Source organism: Isoptericola croceus (assembly GCF_029382255.1).
In the GTDB taxonomy this organism is placed as follows: domain Bacteria; phylum Actinomycetota; class Actinomycetes; order Actinomycetales; family Cellulomonadaceae; genus Isoptericola; species Isoptericola croceus.
This window is the reverse complement of sequence record NZ_JARLLG010000002.1, coordinates 151,859-167,314: the sequence shown is the minus strand read 5'-3', so window position 1 is coordinate 167,314 and position 15,456 is coordinate 151,859. Positions and strand designations below refer to the sequence as shown.

Here is a 15,456-nt window from a genome sequence, read left to right as displayed (position 1 = left end):
AGGATCGTGGCATTCCCACTCGGTCGCCCTTCGTCGTGGCGTCCGGCAGAAACCGAAAGGGCCGCTGACCTGGCGTTACGCCAGGCTCAGCGGCCCTCGACCGGTGGAGCTAGGGGGATTCGAACCCCCGACCTTCTCATTGCGAACGAGACGCGCTACCAACTGCGCCATAGCCCCGTGGAGCGGTAGCAAGATTAGCACCCTGCGGCTGCTCGGGACCAAATCGGCACCGGTCGGCGGCGTGACGTGCACCGCACCGGGCCTGGCGGACGAGCCGGAGCACGCCGGCGAACCGACCGGCAGGCTCAGCCGGCGGCCCGGCGGCGCGCGAGGATCTGCTCGAGCGGCAGCCCGAGCGTCTCGGTGCGTGGGCGGGGCTCCTCGGCCACGAGCGACGCGTCACGATCGTCGGCCGCCGGGACCGCCGGTGCGGAACCGGCCGACGCCGCCGAGGCCGGAGCCCTCGCACGCACCGCCGGGGGCGGCGGGACGTCCCGCGTCTCGTGCTTCGGGACGGTCGTGGCCTGCTCACGGCGCGGTGCCGCGGGCTTGGTCACGTAGGTCGGCAGCGGCACGGGGACCGGCTCCCACGGCTCGCCGCCCACCGGCGCCCGGGCCGGGGCCGGTGTGACCGGCTCCTTGTCGTCGGCCTCGCCCGCCCCGTCTCCCGAGGAGCGCACGCTCGCCGTCGGCTCGCGCGACGTCGCCTTGCGCTCGGCGGCGGGAGCGGCGCCGTCGACCGCAGGTCGTGCCGCAGGCTGCACCCGCGGGATCATCCGGGTGCTCGTGTCGGAGGGGTGCACCGCCCGGCCCGTGATGCGGGCCCGGTTGCGCGGAGCGTACGGCCCTCCGTGCGCCAGCGTCCGCTCCTGCGTCGCCCGCTGCCGCTCCGCTCGCCGCTCGGCGCTCCACCGCGCGTCGGAGCGGCGTGCCGCCAGCACCGCGACGCGGCCCAGCACCAGCACCACGGCCAGCAGCCCCGAGGCCACGGCACCGACCGGCCACGACACGTGGCCCAGGCCGACAGCGGTCCACGCCCCGGCCGTGACCAGCACGAGCCCGAGCGTCACCACGAGACGACGTCGCGCCCGTGCCGCCCGGCGCTCCAGCACGGCCAGCCGATGCGTCCGCACCTGCGGCGTCGTGCCCGACGGCGGCCCGGAGGTCCGCGCGCTCACGAGCGGCACGCTGCCTGTCGCCGTCGCGGCGCCGTCGCGGTCGTGTCGCATGGCACGCTCCTTCCGTCGTCGATCAACCCCAGGTCCGCCCGTCGTGTCCCCGTCCGCCACCGCGAGGACCCGCAGACCGCTGGAGAACCTGTCGTCGATCTGCGCGTCGGCGAGCTGCTGGCGGTGTCGCAACCGCTGGGGGACCCAGTAGCCCAGCCACAGCACGAACAGCGCGAGGGCTGCGAGTCCTGCCGGCGACGTCTCCACACGTCGACGGTAGGCGGTGCGGGCCGGGCCGGGCCGCACCGCGCGGCGGCGTGTCCGCGACCTGACCGTCGTCGTCGGTCGACCAGGCCTCCTCAGGCCCCGCCAGACCCCGTCAGGCTTCGTCGCGGGCCTGCTGCCACCGGGCGAGCAGGCCGTCCGGGACCTCGTCGGCCGTCAGGGCGAAGGTGCGGTGGTCGCGCCAGTCACCCTGGATGTGCAGGTAGCGCTCGCGCAGGCCCTCGTCGCGGAACCCGAGCTTGGACACGACGCGCAGGCTCGCGGCGTTCTCCGGGCGGATGTTGATCTCGATACGGTGCAGCCCGAGCACGAGGAAGCAGTAGTCGGTCGCCATCGCCACGGAGGTCGGGATGATGCCGAGGCCCGCGTACTCCCGCGCCACCCAGTAGCCGATGCTGCCCGAGCACAGCGAGCCGTACTGGATGGACGACACGGTGAGCTGTCCCACGAGCGCGCCGTCCAGCTCGACCACGAACGGCAGGCCGGTGCCCGCGCGCGCCTGCGCGCTCAGTGCCCGCACGTAGTCGGCGAACGACGTCGCCTCGGGCCGCTCCCCCGGCGTCGTCGCCTCCCACTCCTGCAACCAGGAGGCGTTGAGCTGACGCAGCCGCATCCACTCACCGCCGTCCCGGCGCCGCAACGGTCGCAGCACGACCGCGCCCGACGGCGTGTCCTCGCGCAGCGTGACCGGCCAGGGCCTGGTCACCGCCCACCTCTTCGCATCGTTCATCCCGGTTCCCTCGTCCGCCCGGCGCGCCGGGTCCCCGTGGCACCGGACCCTGCCACAATAAGGACATGCACGGCGACCTCAAGGCCTCGACAGCACATCAGCCGTACCCGGTCGTCGCGGGCATGGAGCCCGAGGACGCCAAGGACGAGCTGCGCCGCGCCATCCGTCACCACCGCAGGGAGCGGTCCGCACGGCTGCGCGACGAAGCGGCGCAGTCGTTGGCCCAGGTCGTCGCAGCGATCCCCGCCGTGCAGGAGGCGGCCGTGGTCGTCGCGTACGCGGCCCGGCGCACCGAGCCCTGCACGCTGCCGCTGCTGGAGCTCCTCTCCCAGCGCGGCACTCGCATCCTGCTGCCGGTCCTGGGTGCGGGCCTCGCGCGCGACTGGGCGGACTACACCGGCCCGGACGACCTGCTCGAGCGAGCCCCCGGCAGACCTCCCGAGCCGGGTGGCCCCAACCTGGGGGCCGACGTCATCACCCAGGCCGACGTGGTCATCGCCCCCGCGCTCGCCGTCGACACCAGCGGCACCCGGCTCGGGCAGGGCGGCGGCTGGTACGACCGCGTCCTGAAGCAGGTGCGTCCCGGGGTGCAGGCCATCGCGACCGTCTTCCCCGAGGAGCTCTACGACGCCGTGCAACGCCCGCTGCCGGTGCTCGAGCACGACGTGGCGGTGCACGCCGTCGCGACCCCGGAAGGCTGGCTCCCGCTCCCCGCGGTGTAGCGCGCTCGGGGCCGCTGAGCGGTGCGCAGCGGCCCCGAGCGGTTCACGGCACCAACGTGGTGGTGTCCCGCGCCGACTCCTCGACGGCCGGCCTGCTGAACGGCCAGGCGAACGTCTCGCCCGCGGCCCAGGCCGAGAGCTGGTCGGTGTAGTGCGGCGAGGCCGGGTGGCCCGACGTCCCGGTCACCGTCACCCAGGTGGAGGCGTCCAGGTCGCCGAGGTCGACGACCATCCGCATCGACGGCCCGGTGGTCACCGCGAAGCTGCCGGTCGAGGCGTCCCAGGAGGTCGCGTTGACGATGGAGCTGCCGCCCGGCATCTCGACCGGCCGCGGGTTGACGTAGTCGCGCACCAGCGCTGGCACGCCCTCCCCGCCGACCACCGGATGCTGCAGCGCCAGGGTGTGCAGCGCTCCCCACCGCCAGTCCTGCGGGTGCTTGGACAGCTCGACCGTGAGGTCGCGGCGTGCGGTCACCAGTGCCTGGGTCAGGGCCTCGTCACGGGTCTCGACGACGTTGACGGTCGACCGGTCGTCCCAGAACGGGTCCTCCGGACGTTCGAGCATGTCCCGCACCACGACGAGCCACCGGGACCCGCCGGTTGGCCGCACGCCCTCCGGGACGTCGTCCCAGAACGTGGCCTGGAGCAGGTTGCGCCACACCGCGTTGAAGTACGCCGCAGGGGCGGAGTCCGTCCCCGTCGTGTAGTCCCAGCCCGCCAGCAGCTCCTGCCCGGCGGCGTCGTAGGAGTCCTCGATCTCGACATCGAGCAGGACGGGGACGAGCGCGGCGGCGAACGGCGACCAGTCGTCGTTCTGCAGGTCGTTCATGTCTGCCACCGAGAACGGACGCCCGGCCGCGACCTGCTCGGTGAGCAGCTCACGGATGCGCTCGGAGCGGAAGCCGAGGTCCCAGTCCTTCGAGAGGGTCGGCCCGACGCCGTCGGGCAGCACGGCCTGGTTCGCCGCGACGATGAACCCCTCCTCGGGGTCGAGGGCCCCCGGCATCTCCTCGGCGTCGACCCAGCCCTGCCAGTCGTAGCGGGGGTCCCAGCCGGGCCGCGGCCAGGTGCCGTCGGCCGGTACGGGCCCGGCGACGCGCCGGCGCTCCGGGATGCGCCCCGGCGCCTGGTAGCCGATGTGCCCGTCGGTCGTGGCGAACACGATGTTCTGGGTGGGTACGTCGAAGAGCGCGGCGGAGGCCTGGACGTCGTCGGCGTCGCTCGCGACGTTCATCGCGAAGATGGCGTCCGCCGTCCGGCCCGGCTCGAGAGCTGTCCAGGCGAGCGAGACCGCGTACTCCCCGAAGTCGGTGCCGGCCTCGGTCGGGGCACCGACGACCCCACCCACGTCGAGCACGGAGGACACCACCGGCCCGTGCTCGGTCGAGCGGACGTCCAGCTCGACAGGGGCCGCTCCTGAGACACGGATCGTCTCGGTGCGAACCTCGATCGGCACCCATTCCTCGGCGGCCGCGTCCCGCAGCCACGTGTCGTCGCGCACCCGCTCGACGAAGAAGTCGGTGACGTCCGCACCCATGTTGGTCAGCCCCCAGGCGAGCTCGGCGTTGTGGCCGATGATCACGCCGGGATAACCCGCGAAGGAGAACCCCGCGACGTCGAAGGGGCAGTCGTCCGAGACCTGCTCGCAGTGCAGCCCGACCTGCGACCACAGGCTCGGCACGTCGAGGGCGAGGTGCGGGTCGTTCGCGAGGATCGGCGCGCCCGACTCGGTGAGGTCGCCGGAGACCACCCAGGAGTTGGAGCCGGCGCCGTCGCCGGTCCCGACGAGCACGGGCACGGCGTCGAGCGCCGCCGCAGCGGACGCGATGGCGCCGTCCAGCGGCTCGGCACCCCAGGCCACTCCCTCCACCGCCGAGCGCGAGACCTTTTCGCCGGTGGGCTCCATGAGGTCGCCCTCGGCCAGGATCGGGGTGTTCCCGCCGTCGGCGAAGCTCGGGAAGAGCTCGTCGACGAGGTCGACGTCCTCCAGCGCACCGTAGGCCAGCGCCCGGTCGAGCTCGTCGTCGTAGTTGCCGCGCAGGTCCCACGCCATCGCCTTGAGCCAGGCGAGGGAGTCGACAGGGTCCCAGGGGGCGGGCGTCGCGACGTCGACGGTGGTGCCGAGCACGGTGTACTCGAGCGCGATCTGGTCCGGGCTGCGGTCGGCGAGGTAGGCGTTGACTCCCTGCGCGTACGCCTGCAGGTAGCCGCGCGACTCGGGCGTGATGAGGTTCCACTCGTCCTCGGCCACGTTGCGCCAGCCGAACGTGCGGATGACCTTGTCGGCGTCGATCGCGGCCGGGCCGACGAGCTCGGAGAGCCGCCCGGCGGTGACGTGCCGGCGGTAGTCCATCTCGAAGAAGCGCTCCTGGGCGTGCAGGTACCCCTGCGCGGCGAAGAGGTCCTCGGAGGTCGAGGCGTACACCTGCGGCACGCCCTGCGCGTCCCGGTGGACCGTGACCTCCCCGGTGAGCCCGGGGACGGTCTGCGTCCCGGACGTCTCCGGCAGCGGCTTGCGGACGGTGACCACGGTGAACGTCACGGTGGCGACCAGGGCGAGCGCCACCAGCACCGCGACACCGACGACGGCACGTCGCAGGCGGGAGTGGGGCGGCGGGGCAGCTTCGTCCTCGCCGACGTCGTCGACCGCGTCGTCCGCCGCTCGGGACTCGTCGGGCTCGTTTGCTGAGGGGTGGTCGCTCGCTGACACGCAGGCGAGACTACCGTCCGCGTATGATTGGCACTCGCATCATCTGAGTGCCAGCCCGACGAGGAGACCTCCGTGCCCACCTACGCCTACCGGTGCGCCGACTGCGGCCACGCCTTCGACATCCACCAGGCGTTCACCGACGACTCGCTGACCGCCTGCCCCGAGTGCTCCGGCCGGCTGCGCAAGCAGTACGGCTCGGTGGGCGTGACGTTCAAGGGTTCCGGGTTCTACCGGACCGACTCGCGCGGCACGAACGGCACGAAGAGCTCGGGTGGTTCGGGCGGCAAGAAGTCCGGCGACTCCGGTTCCTCCGGCTCCTCCGCCCAGAAGTCCGGCAGCTCCGGTTCGTCCGGCTCGTCCGGCGCGGGATCGTCCAGCTCCTCGTCCAAGGCCGCCTCCGCCTGACGCGGGCGGCCGAGGCCACCCCCAGCCGGGGCGGTCCACCACGGTGCGCCGGCCGCTCCCGGTGCTCACGCTCCGCCACCTAGCGTGCCGGGCATGGAGCCCTCCACCACCTCCCGGCTGGTCCGTCACGCACGGGCGCTCGCCTGGCGCTGCCGGTTCGTCGTCGCCGCCCTCTGCTGCGGCCTCGCCGCCGGCGTGACCGTCGAGGCGATGCGCCCCGAGCCCCCGCCCACCCGCGAGGTCGTCGTCGCCGCCCGCGCGCTGGCGGCGGGCACGTCCCTGAACGCCGGGGACCTCACCACGCTCACCGTGGCGGCAGAGCTCGCACCGGACGGTGTCCTGACCGACCCGGCCGACGCCGTCGGCCGCTCCCCGGCGGTGGCGCTGCCCGCCGGCTCACCGCTGCACGCCGCGCTCGTCGCCGGCGGCGGGATGGCCGCGCAGGCCCCCGAGGGGACGGTCGTCGTCGGCGTCCGGCTCAGCGAGGCCACCTGGTTGCGGCCCGGCGACCGCATCGACCTGCTCGCCACCGACGACGACGCCACGTACCTCGCGCGGCGGGCGCTCGTCCTGCCGGGGCTCGTCCCGGACGACGGCGCGACGGGTGCGGGCGGTCTGCTCGGGGCAACCTCCCCCGCCACGCGGGACACCGCCGTGACCCTCGTGGCCGTTGACCCCGACGAGGCCGCCCAGGTCTCGGCAGCCGCCGGGTGGGGCGCGGTCGCCGCGGTGCTCGTGCCCTGAGCGGCACGTTGCGCTCGGCGACGCCGACGGAAACAATCGCCCCCGGAACACGCCGGGACCGTCCCGGCGGGGCGCCGAGCGCCCGGGCGAGAGGACTCACCGAGCATGCTGGCTGGATTCAAGACCTTCATCCTGCGGGGCAACGTCATCGACCTCGCCGTCGGGATCGTCGTCGGGGCCGCGTTCACGGGCGTCGTCACCGGGCTCATGGAGGGCATCCTCACCCCGTTGATCGCCGCGGTGTTCGGCCAGCCCGACATCTCTCAGGTGTGGACCTTCGACGTCAACCGCGCGACGTTCAGCATCGGCCTGTTCCTCGACGCGGTGCTGAACTTCCTGCTGGTCGCCGCGGCGCTCTACTTCCTCATCGTCCTGCCGATGAACAAGCTCAACGAGCGCCGCCAGCGGGTCGACACCGACGTCGCCGAGGAACCGTCGGCCGACCTCGCGCTGCTGACCGAGATCCGCGACCTGCTCGCCGCCGAGGCCCGCCGCCCCTGACCCGCCGCACCATCGCGCCGGTGCCGGGTCACCAGTGGGGCGGCACGTCCCGGCGCAACTGGTCGTCGTTCGAGTCGTGGTCGCCCTGGTCGCCCTGGTCGTCGCTGGTGGCACCCCACACGGTCTCGCGCTCGGCACCCCGGCGGACGGCGCGTCGTGGACCGCGACGCCGTCCGGACGCCGCCGGCGCATCCGCGTCGGGACCGGTGGTGGGAGGGTCGTCAGAGGGCTTCACTCCCCCATTGTCTCCCGCAGGATCGCCCCCCGCGGGTCCGTGACGACCTCGTCGGGCTCGTCGTCGGCCAGCACGGGCACCACGATCTCGGGCGGGACCGGCACGCCGCCGGGCGTACCGACCCGATCGTCACGGACCTGCTGCACCAGCCGGCGCACCCGGTCGGCCTCGCCCTCGGGATCCAGGAACGCCGCCGCCGACCACACCTGGGCGACGGTCCACCCGAGTCCCTCGAGCCGCTGGGCGAGCTGGCGGTCACGGACCCGCACGGACGGCTCGGCCACGTACTCGGCGTCATCGGTCAGCACGGCCACCAGCAGCTCCCCGGGCAGGTCCGGGTGTCCCACCACGAGCGGGATCCGGTCGCCGTCGCCGGTGCCGTAGTCCGTCTCGACGAGATAGCCCAGCCGCCACAGCCGCTCGCCCAGGTCCATGAGCAGCCGGTCCGGCACCCGCCCGGCGTCGATCCCGTTGCCGAGCTCCACCTGGTCGGCCACGCCGGAGCGGCGCTCCGCGAGCTCGAGGACCTCGCGCAGCAGTCGCGGCCCGGCGCCACGCAGCCGGTCGGGGTCGAGGGCGTCCGCCGGGAAGCAGGACACCACGTGCAGCCGACGTCGCGTCGCGCCGAGCGCGCCGAGCAGCATGGCCGCTCCGCCGTCGTCCCCGAGCACTCCGAAGCGGTGCAGCACCCGCCCGTGGGGCGTCCGGCCGAAACCGAGCGAGAGCAGGATCGTGTCGCGGGAGAGCCCCGCCACGCCCGTGATGTCGGCGACGACCACGGGCTCGGCGCGCCGCCCGGAGAAGAACGGCGCGAGCGCGGGGTTGGCGCGCACCTCCGCCAGCAGCGCCTCGCGGATGCGGTCCGCGTGCGCGGACGTGACGGTGACGATCCCGAGGGTCTCCTCGGGGCGGGTCAACGCGTGCTCGATGGAGACCTCGACGACCCGGTCCACCTCGGCCCGCGTGCTCTCGACCGACCCGGAGTCGGGGTCGGGCATGCCCGTGCCGTCGACCACGTCGAGCTGGACCAGCGCCTCCGGTCTCGGCAGCGGGGCGGGGCGCAGCAGCCCCTCGTAGCCGTGCGCCGCCAGCAACCGGGTCAGCCCGGGGTCGCGACGGTTCTCACGCGGCTGCAGCGTCACCGACGGCAGCAGCGCGGACAGCTCGCGCACGCTGGTGCCCGACGCCGTGCGCGGGTCGCCGACGACGACCACCTGCCGGCCCCGGGCCAGGCAGGTGACGACCACCTCGATCGGGACGTGCTGGACGGCGTCGAGCACCACGAGATCGACCGTGCGGTGCGTCGGCAGCAGGTGCGGCACGAGCGTCGGCGTCGCCAGGACGACCGGTCGCAGCCGCCGCGCCACGTCGCCGTAGTCCTCGACCAGGTGGCGCAAGGACGTCATCCGCCCCTCGATGAGCTCGGCGAACATCGCCTCGGAGCCCTCACGGTCCTCGCGCATCGCCGTCCCCAGGTGCGCTCGGGCGGCCACCCGGGCCGGCTGCGAGAGCGCCGCGAGATGGCGGGCGTCCAGGTCGCGGAACCGGCGCGCCAGCGCGTCGAGGCCGGCACCGTCCTGCCCCGCCAGGGTGGGGTCACCGCCGAGGATCTGCTCGAACACGCTGGTCCACCACGCCAGGTCCAGCTCGGCAGCCACCTGGTCCGCACCGGCCCGGCGGGAGGTGAGGTCGTCCACCAGCTCGCCGAGACCCGCGTCGTGCGCACGGCGCAGCAGGTTCGTCCGCTCCGGCAGGGTCTCCAGCGCCTCGGGGTCCTCCGCCAGCTGGTGCAGCCGCTCGGCGAGCGCGTCGAGGTCCAGGTCCAGCAGCCGCGCACCGTGCACCGTGGGCCCCAGGACGGGCTCGAGCTCCGTGAGGTCGATGCGGACCGCCTCGTAGGTGTCCTCGATGGTCGCCAGCCCCTCCGGGAGCGTGGGCCACCCCCCGCGGGGAGAGTGCTCGGCCCACACGTCACGCTGCTGCGCCACGTCCACGAGCGCGGTGTGCAGGTCCGGCACCCGCACGCCGGGACGCACCATGTCGCGGGCACGCTTGCGCAGCCGCCGGCGGGTGAACCACCCCATCTCGACCCCGTGCTCACGACGCCACCGGCGCGTCGCCGTCGCCTGCACGAGATCCGCGGCGGTGCGCTCGAACACCATCGGGTGGAAGACGTCGAGCGTGCTGCGCATCCCGGCGAGCATCGCCAGCTGCGTGCCCCACGTGTTGATCGTGGTCGGTGCCTCCAGGCCCGTGACCTCGCCGGTGTAGGCGATCTGACGGCGCAGCTGCGGCAGCGTCGCCTCCTTGAGCCGGCGCACCCGGGCCAGGGCGTCGCGCGCCTCGTCCATGGTCGTCAGGTGCGCACCGAACCACGCCGTCGAGGACGGCCGCAGCGTGAACGCACCGAGCGCGGCAGCACGCTCCAGGTCCGCCGCGAGCCGCCGTCGTCGGTCACCGTCCAGGGCGAGGGCCGTCCGCGGGCTCAGCCGCACGGACGTCGACGGCGCCGGCCGCTCCGAGGTGAGACGCGCCAGCTCCTGCAACGCGTCGTAGGCCGAGACTCCCCAGGGCTCGCGCAGGGCGTGCAGGGCGTCGATGTATCCGGTGAGCTGGGAGCGCGCCCCGATGAGGGCGTCGCGCACCTGCGCCGTGACCGCCGTGTCCACGGCCTCGGGCTCGCTCGCCATCGCGGCGAGCAGCCGCTCGGCCAGGTCCTCGCGCCAGGTCTGACTCGGGGTCACGTCCAGCGAGAGGCCCTCGAGGCCCAGCTCGTCGAGGCGCTGCGCGAGCCGGTCCGCGGCACGGCGGTGGCCCGTCACGTACAGCACCGACCGTCCGGCGGCCGCAGCCTCCGTCACGACGGCGGCGACCGTCCCGGCCACGTCCGCACCGAGCGGCGCGTCGACGAAGAAGTGCTGCCCCGAACCCAGCACGTCGACGACGTGGCGCTCGTGCGGGTCCAGGTCGCCGACCCCGCGCTCGCGGGCCGGGTCCGCGTCGCCTCGGCGCGGACGGGGCAGCTCCGCCGTGGACACGCGCGCCACGGCCTGGTCCGCGCCCGCGAGCGCCGCCACCAGCTCGTGCCGGCCCAGGGCGGGTGCGATCTCGTCGAGGTCGTCCACGAGGGCCTGACCGGGATGCACGAACGTGCCCACCAGGACCCGCTTCTCCCAGCGGAAGTCGGCCAGGTGCTCGGCGCCGAGCGCGGCGATCCGGTCGAGCACGTCGTCAGGGTCGAAGCCCGCCGCGGTGAACGTCGCCTGCGCGAGCGCGCCCAGGTCCTCCCGCACCCCCCGCGCCCGCAGCGTGCGCGCCAGGACGGGGTTGATCTCCGCCGTCGGCTCCAGGGTGAGCTCGTAGTCGGTCTCACCGTCACCTCGCGGCGTGAGCGTGACCGGCCGCAGCAGGATCGGCACGTGCACCGTCCGCGTGCCCGGCGTGACCTCGTCGGGTGGCGTGGGCCACCGGGCGGGGCCGGCCTGACGACGCGCCACGCTGACCACGGGGATCGACGTCGTGACGGCGGGTGCGGTGTCGGCCGCGCCCAGGTCGAGCCCGGCGGCGGACGTCCCCCGCGCGATCTCCGCCGGAGACGCCGCCGACGCGGAACCGATGCCGTTCGGGGAGTCGTCCGGGGAGGATGCGGAGTCCGTCGCGGTCTCGCCCGGTGTGCTCGCACTGGCGCCGCTGGCCACCTCGGCCAGAGCCGTGAGGTCGCGGTGCCGGTCGCCCGCAGTCTCCCCCTCCTCGACCGGCTCCGACCAGGACGCGACACCGATCGCCAGCGAGGTCGGGGCCAGCCCGTACTGCGCGGCATGCTCGGCCGAGCGCACGACGACGGCGCGCGCCCGCCGTCGGGCGGTGGGGAAGGTGCCCGGCTCGCGCACCAGGTTGGACAGCCGGGTGGAGCGGCCGGCGAAGAGCTGGGCGACTCCCGACGGGTGCGCGGCGGACAGGTCGACCACGGCCTCGCCGAGCAGGCCGACGTCGGTGAGGGTGGATCCGCCGACCATCTCGGCCAGCCCGGATCGCCACCGGCGGACCGCGTCGACGAGCGGGGTCGAGGCGGTCGGGCCGCCCGCACCCGCAACGCGCGGGCCGGGCCCGTCGGCGCCGGCAACGCCGTCGGCCAGGCCAGGGGTGACGTCGTGCCTGGACCGCTGCTGCGCGCTGTCGTCCTGCGGCTCGACCGAGGGCTCGGCCGCGGCCGCGGCTGTGGATCGGCGGAGGACTCTCACGCCAGCACGGTAGACCCGCTCGCCGGACCAGCGGCGCCGGGCACGCCGGGGCGGCCAGGATCGTCCGGGGGTCGAGACCGTCGACGCCTCCTCGGCGGGGGTCCGAGGAGGCGTCTGACCGGTAGTCCGGTCGAGGACAGCGCGCACCGCGCAGGGGGCGGGCGATGCGCGCTGCCACCAGGCAGTCTGCCCCGTTCGCGACTTGCCAGTCAACACGCCTCACCGGGTTCGTCCAGGTTCCGCGAGAAGGCTCCCACCTGCGTCGACATCGAAAGATGTGGCGGGCATCGAACCCCTCCGCCTACGCTCCTGCGGTGAGGAGAGCAGTCGAGGCGGTCGTGCCGGCCCGGATGGGTGTCCCGTTCCGGTGGATGCTCGCCTCGAGCTGGACGAGCAACATCGGCGACGGCATCGCGCTGGCCGCCGGTCCGCTGCTCGTCGCGTCGCAGACCGACTCCGCGTTCCTCGTCGCCCTCGCCGCCATGCTGCAGCGACTGCCGTGGCTCCTCTTCGGCCTGTGGGCCGGCGCGCTGGCCGACCGGCTCGACCGGCGTCGCGTCGTCATCGTGGCCAACGTGCTGCGGGCCATCGTCGTCGCGCTGCTCGTCGTGGTGATCGCCACCGGTCACGTCTCGATCGGGATCGTCCTGGTCGCCATGCTGGTCATGGGCACCGCCGAGGTCTTCGCCGACACCACCTCGCAGACCCTGCTGCCGATGCTCGTCGACAAGAGCGACCTCGGCACCGGCAACGCCCGCCTCCAGGCCGGGTTCCTCACCGCCAACCAGCTCGTCGGACCACCGGTCGGTGCCGCCCTGTTCGCCGCGGGAACAGCCTGGCCGTTCCTGGTGCAGGTCGTCACCGCGCTGCTGGCCGTCCTGCTGATCGCCCGGATGACGCTGCCCGCGGTGCCGCCGCCCGCCGAGCCCACCCGGATCCGCCAGGACATCGTCGAGGGGCTGCGCTGGACCTGGTCGAACCCGCCGGTGCGCACCCTCGCGCTGGTGATGCTGTCCTTCAACATCACGTGGGCGGCGCCCTGGGGGATCCTCGTCGTCTACTCCCTCGACCACCTGCGCATGGGCCCGGTGGGCTTCGGGCTGCTGACCACCGCGGCCGCGGTCGGCGGGCTGGTCGGCACCGCGCTCTACGGAATCCTCGAGCGGCGGTTCACGCTCGCCGCCCTCATGAAGGTCTGTCTGTCGCTGGAGGTGCTGTTCCACCTCGTGCTCGCCCTGACCGAGACGGGCTGGGTCGCGATGGTGGTCCTCTTCGTCTTCGGTGCCTACGGGTTCGTGTGGGGCACGGTCTCGAACACCGTGCGGCACCGTGCCGTCCCCACGCGGTTCCAAGGGCGTGTCGGGTCGCTGTACATGATGAGCCTGTTCGGCGGGATCGTGGTCGGCAACGCCCTCGGGGGCGTCATCGCGCAGCAGTGGGGGCTCACCGCACCGTTCTGGTTCGGGTTCGTCGGAGCGGCGCTGACTCTGGCGCTCGTGTGGCGGCAGCTCGCCCACATCGCGCACGCGGAGGCCGACTGACGGATGCCCTTGGCACGTGCGTCACAATGGGCGGGCAGCGCGAACGTGGGGGGAGGCTGTGTCGATGAGGTTCGGTCACCGCGACCGGCAGCACGCCGGTACGCCGGATCTCCGAGAGCTCGGCGACGACCAGCTGGCGCACGCGGCGCGGGCGGGGACAGAACAGGCATACCGGGTGCTGTGGGACCGGCACGTGGGCGCTGGGGTCGCCGCGGCGCGACGGATGACCGCCGCCTTCGATCCGGAGGACCTCGTCCAGGAGGCCTACCTCCGGATCTGGCACGCCCTGCTCAACGGGCGCGGCCCCGACGGGCCCTTCCGCCCCTACCTCTACCAGACGCTCCGGAACATCGCCGCCTCCTGGTCGCACAAGACGACGGAGGTCCCTCTCGACGAGCTTCCCGAGCAGGTCGACCCCCAGGACGTCTCCGACGACGTGGTGGAACGATCCGTGATGATGCGCGCGTTCCGCGACCTGCCCGAACGGTGGCAGTCCGTGCTGTGGTACCTCGAGATCGAGGAGATGAAGCCCCGCGAGGCAGCGCCCCTGCTCGGGCTGACGCCGTCCGCCACGGCAGCGCTGGCCTACCGTGCCCGCGAAGGGCTGCGCCGGGCATGGCTGCAGGCCCACGTCAACGTGCGCTCGGTGGCGCCGTCCTGCCAGTGGGCGGTCGAGCGCCTGGGCGACTTCATGCGGAACAGCCTGAGTCGCGACGTGCACCACCAGGTGCGCCGGCACGTCGACGGCTGTGACGCGTGCGCCCTGCTCGTGGGAGAGCTGGACGAGGTCTCCTCGCGGCTCCGCCTCGTCCTGCTGCCGATGTTCCTCGGGATCCCGGCAGCGTCGGCGCAGTCGGTGCTCACCGGGACGGCGTCGGCCGGCGCGGCTCCCCCGTCCACTCCTGGTCCGGGCAGGCTCGGCGTCGGCCGGCTCAGCCAGGTCCCGGTCCAGGGACTGGTCGCCGGGCTGGCGGCCACGATCATGGTCGGTGCGGTGGTGTGGGCCGCGGCCGTCGCGCTCAGCGGCCCGCCGGACGGCGGCGCGCCCGGAACCCAGCCGGTGGCCGTCCCCGATCCAGCACCGCGTGGGCACGACCTCGGGGTCCCGGACCCGTCGACGCTGCCGGCCGAACCGACGGACGGCCCGTCGACGCTGCCGATCGAGCCGACGGACGGCCCGTCCCCGTCCGACGGACCTGCACCCGAACCGACCCCGTCCAACGTCGACTCCCCGGCACCCGAGGCCTCCGGCGAGAGCGGACGGACCCCCGGCGAGAGCCCGGCACAGCCGGGGCCCGACGGCGTCCCGGACACGACCCTGCCGCCGAGCACCGTCCCCGTGCCGCCTGACGGTGAGCCGCAGGTGCCACCCGAACCGGTGGAACCGGCTCCGGCACCCGAGGCTCCGGGGACAGCGCCGACCGAAGAGCCTCCGACGACGGATCCGGAGGAGCCCGGACCGGGGACCGACCCGCCGACCCTCACGTCCGCCACCGCACCAGGGACGGTCACGGTGTTCCCCCGGGCCGGCGGCACGGCCCCGACGGGGACGATCGTCCGGGTGATCGATGCGGCCGGCCGCGTCGTGAACACCATGACTGTGGGCGACGACGGCGGCTGGGACCTGACCCTCGACGGCCTGGGGACCGAGGACCGCGGTCGGCTCGTGGTGGAGCAGCGAGCACCGGGCCACGAGGCGACGGCGGAGCCGATCGGGCCCTATCAGTTCGATCTCCCGCAGATCCTGCGGCCGACGGACGGCGAGGTGCTGATCGGCCGTCGGGAGCTCGGGAGCAGCGGCTACACCGTCGACGTGCGGTTCGACGGATCGGCCGGCCTCCATGTCCAGGCCTTCGTGGACGGGACGTGGACCCGGAACCCCCACGTGCTCGACGACGCGCCGTTGGACCGTGTCGTGCGCGGACTCGCCGAGGGCCAGCACGCCCTCGGCCTGCGGGTGGTCGAGGGCTCCGGCGTCGAGGCACGGTACGGGCCGACGGTCACGGTGACGTTCCGCGTCGTCGCACCCGGGCGCGCACTGTGATGCGCACCACATCTCTGCCCGTCATCATGGCCCCGCCACACGGTCTTCCCTCGTGGCGACGACCACGGACGGGTCTCCTCCCACCGAACGTCGACGCCGGCTCGAGCTCGTCCGCGACCAGAGCCCGGG

At 74.1% G+C, this 15,456-nt stretch carries 11 protein-coding genes and 1 tRNA gene; 6 read left to right on the top strand and 6 right to left on the bottom strand.

All coding sequences use genetic code 11. The annotated features are described in order from the left end of the window. Positions 1-104: 104 nt before the first annotated feature. The 3 genes from PZC42_RS06685 to PZC42_RS06675 form a co-directional block, all read right to left on the bottom strand. Positions 105-177: transfer RNA gene (locus PZC42_RS06685), tRNA-Ala, on the bottom strand. Positions 178-305: 128 nt separating this feature from the next. Then, complete coding sequence (locus tag PZC42_RS06680; RefSeq protein WP_277209433.1) at positions 306-1,436, bottom strand: hypothetical protein; 1,131 nt, start codon at positions 1,434-1,436, stop codon at positions 306-308. Between the two features lie 112 nt (positions 1,437-1,548). Then, positions 1,549-2,184, bottom strand: coding sequence for a GNAT family N-acetyltransferase (locus PZC42_RS06675; RefSeq protein WP_306574062.1), 636 nt, complete (start codon positions 2,182-2,184; stop codon positions 1,549-1,551). A gap of 65 nt (positions 2,185-2,249) precedes the next feature. Here PZC42_RS06675 and PZC42_RS06670 point away from each other — a divergent pair, with 65 nt between their 5' ends. Continuing rightward, positions 2,250-2,906: a 5-formyltetrahydrofolate cyclo-ligase gene (locus tag PZC42_RS06670; protein WP_277209431.1), complete on the top strand. Its 657-nt coding sequence runs from the start codon at positions 2,250-2,252 to the stop codon at positions 2,904-2,906. A 43-nt stretch (positions 2,907-2,949) separates the two neighbouring features. Here PZC42_RS06670 and PZC42_RS06665 read toward each other — a convergent pair whose 3' ends face one another. Beyond that, positions 2,950-5,478 carry a penicillin acylase family protein gene (locus tag PZC42_RS06665; protein WP_277209974.1) on the bottom strand — a complete coding sequence of 843 codons (2,529 nt, stop codon included), beginning with the start codon at positions 5,476-5,478 and terminating at the stop codon, positions 2,950-2,952. A 210-nt stretch (positions 5,479-5,688) separates the two neighbouring features. Here PZC42_RS06665 and PZC42_RS06660 point away from each other — a divergent pair, with 210 nt between their 5' ends. The 3 genes from PZC42_RS06660 (at position 5,689) to mscL (ending at position 7,266) form a co-directional block, all read left to right on the top strand. Then, positions 5,689-6,021 (top strand): FmdB family zinc ribbon protein, encoded by a 333-nt coding sequence (locus PZC42_RS06660; protein WP_277209430.1) that lies wholly within the window; start codon positions 5,689-5,691, stop codon positions 6,019-6,021. Between the two features lie 93 nt (positions 6,022-6,114). Then, on the top strand, positions 6,115-6,765 hold the full coding sequence (locus tag PZC42_RS06655) for an SAF domain-containing protein (protein WP_277209429.1): 651 nt from the start codon (positions 6,115-6,117) through the stop codon (positions 6,763-6,765). Positions 6,766-6,870: 105 nt separating this feature from the next. Continuing rightward, positions 6,871-7,266 (top strand): large conductance mechanosensitive channel protein MscL, encoded by a 396-nt coding sequence (gene mscL / locus PZC42_RS06650; protein WP_277209428.1) that lies wholly within the window; start codon positions 6,871-6,873, stop codon positions 7,264-7,266. 28 nt (positions 7,267-7,294) lie between these two features. Here mscL and PZC42_RS06645 read toward each other — a convergent pair whose 3' ends face one another. Further along, a complete protein-coding gene (locus tag PZC42_RS06645) occupies positions 7,295-7,501 on the bottom strand; it encodes a hypothetical protein (RefSeq protein WP_277209427.1) in 207 nt (68 codons plus the stop codon). Next, positions 7,498-11,742, bottom strand: coding sequence for a PDDEXK-like endonuclease domain-containing protein (locus PZC42_RS06640; RefSeq protein WP_277209426.1), 4,245 nt, complete (start codon positions 11,740-11,742; stop codon positions 7,498-7,500). Before PZC42_RS06640 ends, PZC42_RS06645 begins: the two co-directional genes overlap by 4 nt. A 314-nt stretch (positions 11,743-12,056) precedes the next feature. Between PZC42_RS06640 and PZC42_RS06635 the strand changes: the two genes are divergently transcribed. Further along, complete coding sequence (locus PZC42_RS06635) at positions 12,057-13,283, top strand: MFS transporter (RefSeq protein ID WP_277209425.1); 1,227 nt, start codon at positions 12,057-12,059, stop codon at positions 13,281-13,283. 64 nt (positions 13,284-13,347) lie between these two features. Continuing rightward, positions 13,348-15,327 carry a sigma-70 family RNA polymerase sigma factor gene (locus tag PZC42_RS06630; RefSeq protein WP_277209424.1) on the top strand — a complete coding sequence of 660 codons (1,980 nt, stop codon included), beginning with the start codon at positions 13,348-13,350 and terminating at the stop codon, positions 15,325-15,327. The last annotated feature ends 129 nt before the right edge of the window (positions 15,328-15,456 follow it).

Coding starts and splice junctions, on each gene's coding strand:
- PZC42_RS06675 (WP_306574062.1), bottom strand. CDS start 2,184: ATGAACGATGCGAAGAGGTGGGCGGTGACCAGGCCCTGGCCGGTCACG.
- PZC42_RS06670 (WP_277209431.1), top strand. CDS start 2,250: ATGCACGGCGACCTCAAGGCCTCGACAGCACATCAGCCGTACCCGGTC.
- PZC42_RS06655 (WP_277209429.1), top strand. CDS start 6,115: ATGGAGCCCTCCACCACCTCCCGGCTGGTCCGTCACGCACGGGCGCTC.
- mscL (WP_277209428.1), top strand. CDS start 6,871: ATGCTGGCTGGATTCAAGACCTTCATCCTGCGGGGCAACGTCATCGAC.
- PZC42_RS06630 (WP_277209424.1), top strand. CDS start 13,348: ATGAGGTTCGGTCACCGCGACCGGCAGCACGCCGGTACGCCGGATCTC.